Genomic DNA, 236 nt, shown 5'->3' with positions numbered 1-236 from the left:
GGTCAGCTTATACCACGCCTCGGCAAAAGCGGTCGCGAACTGGTCTGGGTTTTCATGAAAACGCTTCGAAATCGGCCCGTAAATAGGGTCGAAGCGCAACGCGAGGTCGGTCGTCAGCATCGTCGGGCGATGCGTCTTACCGGCGATATGCGCGTCGGGCACGTCTTCCGCCGCATCCTTGGCGACCCATTGATGCGCCCCCGCCGGGCTCTTGGTCAGTTCCCACTCATGGCCGA

The 236-nt window shown here is 61.4% G+C and carries 1 pseudogene; it reads right to left on the bottom strand.

The annotated features are described in order from the left end of the window. Positions 1–236 (bottom strand): annotated as a pseudogene (locus RAD10_RS42535) (catalase/peroxidase HPI); the annotation flags it as partial.

This window comes from Bradyrhizobium sp. 23AC, assembly GCF_054863025.1.
Note: the sequence above shows the minus strand (reverse complement) of the source record. Positions and strands in the feature narration are given on the sequence as shown.